General features: G+C 67.0%; 6 protein-coding genes and 3 pseudogenes. 3 read left to right on the top strand and 6 right to left on the bottom strand.

Annotated elements, in window-relative coordinates:
• Positions 1-545: 545 nt before the first annotated feature.
• The 4 genes and pseudogenes from I003_RS35335 to I003_RS36585 form a co-directional block, all read right to left on the bottom strand.
• A pseudogene (locus I003_RS35335) lies at positions 546-725 on the bottom strand (Tn3 family transposase); the annotation flags it as partial.
• 155 nt (positions 726-880) lie between these two features.
• The gene (locus I003_RS33650) at positions 881-2,338 is read right to left on the bottom strand and encodes a dihydrolipoyl dehydrogenase family protein (RefSeq protein ID WP_078564528.1); all 1,458 of its coding nucleotides are present in this window, start codon (positions 2,336-2,338) and stop codon (positions 881-883) included.
• A 73-nt stretch (positions 2,339-2,411) separates the two neighbouring features.
• Positions 2,412-2,621 carry a hypothetical protein gene (locus tag I003_RS36590; RefSeq protein WP_027774613.1) on the bottom strand — a complete coding sequence of 70 codons (210 nt, stop codon included), beginning with the start codon at positions 2,619-2,621 and terminating at the stop codon, positions 2,412-2,414.
• A gap of 42 nt (positions 2,622-2,663) precedes the next feature.
• Positions 2,664-2,915 (bottom strand): hypothetical protein, encoded by a 252-nt coding sequence (locus tag I003_RS36585; protein WP_027774612.1) that lies wholly within the window; start codon positions 2,913-2,915, stop codon positions 2,664-2,666.
• A gap of 280 nt (positions 2,916-3,195) precedes the next feature.
• On the opposite strand from I003_RS36585, the gene I003_RS0128630 reads away from it, so the two are divergent.
• The gene (locus I003_RS0128630) at positions 3,196-3,810 is read left to right on the top strand and encodes a TetR family transcriptional regulator (RefSeq protein ID WP_037722048.1); all 615 of its coding nucleotides are present in this window, start codon (positions 3,196-3,198) and stop codon (positions 3,808-3,810) included.
• A 176-nt stretch (positions 3,811-3,986) separates the two neighbouring features.
• Positions 3,987-4,203 (top strand): annotated as a pseudogene (locus tag I003_RS35325) (transposase family protein); the annotation flags it as partial.
• A gap of 18 nt (positions 4,204-4,221) precedes the next feature.
• Here the strand turns inward: I003_RS35325 and I003_RS33640 are convergent.
• Together I003_RS33640 and I003_RS36270 are read right to left on the bottom strand one after the other, a co-directional pair.
• Positions 4,222-4,746 (bottom strand): annotated as a pseudogene (locus I003_RS33640) (low temperature requirement protein A); the annotation flags it as partial.
• 691 nt (positions 4,747-5,437) lie between these two features.
• Positions 5,438-5,611: a hypothetical protein gene (locus I003_RS36270; RefSeq protein WP_158689040.1), complete on the bottom strand. Its 174-nt coding sequence runs from the start codon at positions 5,609-5,611 to the stop codon at positions 5,438-5,440.
• Between the two features lie 248 nt (positions 5,612-5,859).
• On the opposite strand from I003_RS36270, the gene I003_RS0128615 reads away from it, so the two are divergent.
• Positions 5,860-6,325: HD domain-containing protein (locus tag I003_RS0128615; protein WP_037722046.1), on the top strand; the 466-nt coding region annotated here is incomplete at its 3' end.

The following is a 6,325-nucleotide window of genomic DNA, read 5'->3' as shown; positions in this document are numbered from 1 at the left end:
CAGACGAGCGGCTATGGACCGGCAGACTCCGCCCCGTACCCACACCAACAGGTGACGCGATAACCCATCAAAGAGTCACGAACCGCCCTCTGAGAAGTGCCCGATAGCGTCACAGGCAGGCGTCCACGGTGACGCCTGCTGAACGCGAACGCCTCCGCCACGCCCTCGTGCGGCACCGGGGCGAGCAGTACCGGCTGTCCGAGCGCTTCCGGAGCCGTACGGGGGTGTCGCTGGCGTGCCAGGTGCCCCCGCACTCCGGGCAGCGGAACCGGGGCCACGGGTGCCTCCGGCCCTCGAATCAGAGCCCGGTATGCCTCGCCGACGGCGCCGATCGCTGCCCAGCGGGCCCGGCTCACCCCCAGGCCCTTGTACGACAGGCCGAGCCGCAGTACCGGCGCGACCGCCTGCCGCCCTCGGGCAGCTCCCTGCCGCCCTGGCAGCACCGCCGGACGTACCTCCTGGCCATACCTCCAGGGTCCTCCCATCCGGCGGCGCAGGCCAGGGCCGTGCGTCGAACTCCGAGGAGGCTCCAGCTCACCCCTCGGTAGTTCGGTCAACAGGTCTTCCATACCGTCCTGGTAGCGCTGGTAGAGCTGCCCGGACCGGCCGTAGAAGATCTTCCGGGCGAGGGAGTGGCGGCCCTCCTGAAGGTTCGCCTGGCTCTTGATCTGCCGCCGGTAGCCGGGCTCGTCGGCCAGGCGCAGGATGTGCAGGGTCTTGGCGATCCCGGAGCGTAAGCATCGCTTCCAGGCCCACAGGGGAACCGGCAAACCGACCCCCGACAGATGATCTACACGTCAGCCTCCACCCACCACCAACACCCCCGAACCGCGCCACTCCAGGACCTCTGACCAGCCAACTTCAAAGATGGCAGGCAGGTTCAACACGTCGGCCCCGGGGTGGTCTCGGCGGTCAATTCAGCCACAGTGGCCATGGATGCGCCGACGGGCTCATCGACGATGGCGCCGAGGACCTCGTTGAACGCCTCGGTGGAGCTGGGGTGGGTGTAGATCGAGGTACGCAGCCGAGTCGCGGTGATGCCGTTTCGCATAGCCAAGGCGATGGTATTGATCAGCTCCTGAGCGTCGATGCTGAGCAGCGCGGCGCCGAGGATCTGGTCGGTGTCAGCGTCGACGATGAACTTCATGAGGCCGCGGGTCTCTTCGACAACGTAGGCGCGCGGCATTGCGGCGATGTCGGCGACTGCCTCGCGAGCCACGGTGATGGTGTGGCCTTCCGCGCGGGCCTGCTTCTCGGTGAGGCCGACCGTAGCCAGCGGCGGGGTAGTGAACAGGACTTTCGGCACAGCCACGCGATCGGAGACTCGACGTTCGCCCGAGCCGAGAAGCTGGTTGGCCACGATGAATCCATCATCTTGAGATATGTAGGTAAATTGAGGGCCACCGTTGACATCGCCGACGGCGAAGATGTGCGGTTGGCTGGTGCGGAGCCGGTCGTCCACGACGACTGCGCCCCGCTCGTCGACCTGGACGCCGGCCTTTTCGAGGTCGAGGCCGGCCGTGGCGGGAGCGCGTCCGGCTGCTGCAAGGACGCCGTCTGCCTCGACCTCGTGGTGCTCGCCGGCGTGCTCGTAGACGACGGTGACGGTCTTGTCGTTATCGCGAACTTCGGTGACATGAGCATCGGTGACGAGCTCGACGCCCTCGTCAGCAAGAAGGCTGATCGTTGCCTGGGCGACGTCGTCGTCCTCGCGGCTCAGGAGCTGGGGGGCGCCTTCGAGGACGGTGACCTTCGATCCGAACCGGTTGTAGATGGAGGCGAACTCCAGGCCGAGGTAGCCGCCCCCGATGATGGCGAGACGCTCGGGCAGCTGGTTGCGCTGGATGAGCTCCACGTTCGTGTGGAGGAATGCGCTCTCCCGGAGACCCGGGATGGGTGGTATCACCGGCTGGGAGCCGGTGTTGATGATGATCGTCTCCGCGGTGACGTGGAGGCGATCCTCGCCCTGCCCGACGCCGACCGTGTGGGCGTCCTCAAAGGACGCCCGTCCGGTGATGACCGTGGTGGTCTCGCCGTTGTTGAGTGCGTTGAAGTTGCCGTTGCGGAACGCGGTCGTCAAGTCGCGCACCCCGTTGACTGCGTGCTCGTACCAGTCCTGGCTGGTGTCGCCAGGACGGCGCTGGCCGGAATAGTGGACGAGCATCTTCGTGGGCACGCAGCCGACGTTGGGGCAGGTGCCGCCGTACATCCGGTCTGACTGCTCAACGATGATGACCCGCTTGCCAGCCTTGCCGAGTTCGAGTGCGGCGATCTTGCCGCCTCTACCGAAGCCGACGACCACCGCGTCGACCTCGATGGTTTTGTCTGTGGTGGTCATGAGGACGGCTCAACTTTCTGTGCGATGTTCTGGGGAAGGGGTGGGCGGCGGTGGCGTGAGTTCCCGGGCCTGATCAGGTCTGCGGCTGGTACGGCATGTCGGCGGCGGTGAGGCCCTCGAGGGCCATGCCGAAGGGCACGTCCTGGATGATGCGCTTGCGCAGGTTACGGTTGAGGGTTTGCTTCCGCGGGCTGCGGTAATGCGCCGGCTCGGTGGCCAGGCCACGGGCGATCTCCAGGCCCCGCTCGACGGCACGCTTGTGGGCGACGACCTCGCTGACCACGCCCCTCTCCAGGGCAGGAGTGGCGTCGATCGACTCTCCGGTCTAGAGGAGCCACTTGGCGCGAGCGATACCGGCGATCTCTTCCAGAATGTCGGTCTGGAGCAGGTACTCCGAATGGATGATCGCGGGCCCGTTGGCCACGCCGACGACCGGCATCGGGAGTTCTAATGAGCCGCTGGGGAGGACCTTGGCGCCCTCAGTCCGGGTCTTCTCCCAGGCCGCGGGCTTGAGGATCTCCCCGAGGCTCGGGCCGTCGACGTCCTTCATGAAGAAGTCGCCGGTGCCGGTGAGCACGATCGTTTTGTTGTCACGGTCGAGGGCGATCTGCTCGAGCGCGGCGGCGAGGTCATCGCGAGTCTGGCCGATGAGCCGTCGGTGTGGAAGCGGACCAGCACGACGCCATCGTCTCCACGGGTCATCTGCAGGTTCTCGTACTGGGTGAAGTAGGCGGGGGTGGTCATGATCTTTCCCTCCACCATAGCTGACCGGGTCTGCTCACGCCGATAAGTGAACAGGTCTGTTCAGTCTCTTGTCAACCCTTAACTGAACAGATCTGTCTGGTAGTCTGTTCTTTGTGTCCACCAGCACCACCGCGAAGTCACGTCGCCGCCCAGGGCTTGAAAGCGTCCTCGTCACGGCCGATCGGCTCTTCTACGAAGGCGGCATACACGCGACCGGCGTCGACCTCATTGCCGCTGAGGCCGGGGTTTCGAAGGCGACGATGTACACCTACTTCGCAACCAAGGACGACCTGGTCGCGGAGTATCTGCGCGGCCGAAGTGAGGCGTGGCAGACGCATGTGGCCGAGCAGCTTGAGGCACACGAGGGTGGACCGCTCGATCGCGTACTGGCCGTCTTCGACCTTCTCGGCGGCTGGTTCCAGAGCGACGACTTCAACGGGTGCCCGTTCATCAACGCCGAGGCAGAGACGACTCGTGACGCCCCGGCGCATCTGGAGAACCTGAAGCACCGGACGTGGGTCCGCGAACTCTTCAGTAACCTCTTGGAGGAAGCCGGGATCACCGATGCCGACCTCCTCGCACGACAACTGGCCGTGCTGTACGACGGCGCGATCACCAGCGCCAACGCTGAACCCGGCGGCGGGTGGGCGCAAGCCGCCCGGGAAGCCGCGCAGGTGCTCATCACATCCGCAGCGCACCTGCCCCAGGCAACCTCCGTCGGCAACTGACACGCAGCAGCCAAGGCGGGGCCCGGAGACCACTCTTGCAGGATTACTGAGCGTTTTCAGCGTGGCCACTGATCGGGTGACGCCGGCCAGGTGGAGGTGAGGGCCGCAACGCACAAAGCCTCCCGTGCCGTTGAGGGAGGTGTTCGAAGTCTCAACCCACCGGCACAGGAGGCTCGTTGGTTCCCTATCCTGCCGCACTCAACCTCCCGCATGCCCTCGTCGAGTGGGTCACCATGCTCATCGTCACCCGCGAGGGTGACCGACGGTTCAAACTCCCCCCCCGCACCAGCGGGCGCTCGTCGCTCTGGTGTACCTGCGCCGCCACGACACCCTCACCCGGATCGCGTCCGGCTTCGGAGTATCGTCGGCACCACCCACGCCTCTGTCACCGCGCCCGGCCCACGGCAGCCGCCACCCCCGCGCCCCGCCGAGATAGTTGCCCAAGTAGTCCGCCGCCAGCGCCGCCGCCCACAGCGCCGTCTGCACCGCCCCGCCGCTCCCGGCCGCGATCAGCAGCAACGTGGTCGCGGCAAGCATCGACGGCGCGAAACGCAGCAACTGACCCCGCAGCCCCGGGTCACCGGCAGAAATGATCCAGAACAGCACCAGGTGCACGGCACGGAGCAGGAAATAGCAGACAGCAACGACGACCGGGCCATACAGCCCACCAGGAAGATCATCGAAGGACTCCGGGATGCTCAGCGCGAGGACGAACATCACCGCCATCGCGGCCAGCAGCCCCAGCCGGCTGACGCCCTCGTCTGCGCGTGCCACATTGCCCACCCACGAGTAACACACCCAGCTCCACCACAGCAGCCCGAAGATCAGTGCCCCGCGCAGCATCCCGTGCCAGGTGAGGTCCGCGGCCACGAACGCCGTGACCGCCGTGAGCGCGAACACGAACACCAGATCGAAAAACAGCTCCAGCGGCGTCACCGCACCACTACCGCGCTGCGCTTCGATCCGCAGCGGACCCCGGAACCCCTTCACGGAGTCAGGCTGCCACGCCCCCCTCGGACGCGCCCGCCTGCTGCCGAAGGGCAGAACCCGGAGAGCCAGATCGGCCTACACCGCTCATACTCGGCGACGCGGAGAAGGAAACGGGCGTCGCCCTTCCCGAACACGGCGGCGCACGTGAGCGCCCGGCACCGTCGCCGACTTCCTCGACCTCACCGCGTAGTCGCGGCGTAACTGCCGAGTGCACCCCGCCCGGTCACTGCCGGTACCTGCGCAGGAGCCGCTGAAGATCCTCGGTGGAGAATGGGCCGGCATCGTGTGGATGCGCTTGGTCAGGGGCTCGGCGCCCTGGTGATCGAGGGCCAGGACGCCGAGCGGGGCGCCGTCCGGGCGATGATCAGCCGCGGCGCCATGCCCTTGGAGACCTCGTTGAGGTCGTGCAGGGGCTGCCCGCGAGGGCGAGGGTGGTCTCCGGCCCGTCGTCTTCCGTGAAGTCGGTGCGTCATCGACGCTGGCCCCAGCGTCCGGTTCTGCTCGGCGGGTATGACGGGGCTCCGTTGCGCTTTTGGAGGCGGTCTCAAAGCCGCCGGCGGCGGCTTCGTCGCCGCGTAGATCAAGGCGTCCTCCCCGGCGTCGTCCGCGTCGGCGAACGCAGCGAGCGCGTCGTGGGTCAGTCCCCCGGCGTGCCCCTCGGCCTGCTGCGCGGGCCGCATATGTCGACGTGCTGCAGCCGGGTGCGGTAGTCGCCGATCAGGGCCTCGACCATGGCCTGCTGCTGCTCGTGCAGTGCGGCCAGCTCCGCCTTGGCGGCCTTCCCCTTCAGCGCGACGCGCTTGCAGAACATCGCCGCCAGGTCACCCCGCGCGCCTGCATCCGCGTCTTGCAGAAGCTCGGCCTCCGCACGTCCTCGCTCACGAGCAGTTCGCATCACCAGCCGGGAGGCATGACAAGTCGATACCATGACTAAATAACTGAATCTGTAGAATTCTGGTTATTTCGAATGTTCACGACGTCAGTGCCCTGTCAGCGCGATCGTGTAGATGGCCGTCTGGCGGGTGGCCCTGCTCAGGCACACACGAAGGTAGGACCCTCATGCCCGAGACGATCGCCGGGATCACCGTCCCGGACACCGCCCTCGTCCGCGACGCGACCGCGCTGGTCCGCGACGCCGCCGACGACACGCTCTTCCACCACTCCCGGCGCGTCTTCTTCTGGGGGATGCTCAAGTCGAAGACCCGCGGCACCGATGTGGACCCCGAACTCGCCTACGTCGGCGGCCTCTTCCACGACCTCGGACTGACCGGCGCCTACCGCACCACGGACCGGCGCTTCGAACTCGACGGCGCACAGGCGGCCTACACGTTCCTCCGCGACCACGACCGCTCCGAGAAGGAAGCCCGCGACGTGTGGCTGGCGATCGCACTGCACACCACACCCGAGGTCCCCATGCACCTCGCCCCCGAGACCGCCGTCGTCACCCTCGGCGTCGAGACCGACGTCCTCGGATTCGACCTCGACGAAATCACTGACCGACAGCGCGCCGAAGTCGTCGCCGCGC

This window comes from Streptomyces sp. CNQ329, from assembly GCF_000482585.1.
This window is presented reverse-complemented; position numbering and strand designations above follow the sequence as displayed.

Coding starts and splice junctions, on each gene's coding strand:
- I003_RS33650 (WP_078564528.1), bottom strand. CDS start 2,338: ATGACCACCACAGACAAAACCATCGAGGTCGACGCGGTGGTCGTCGGC.
- I003_RS36270 (WP_158689040.1), bottom strand. CDS start 5,611: ATGTTCTGCAAGCGCGTCGCGCTGAAGGGGAAGGCCGCCAAGGCGGAG.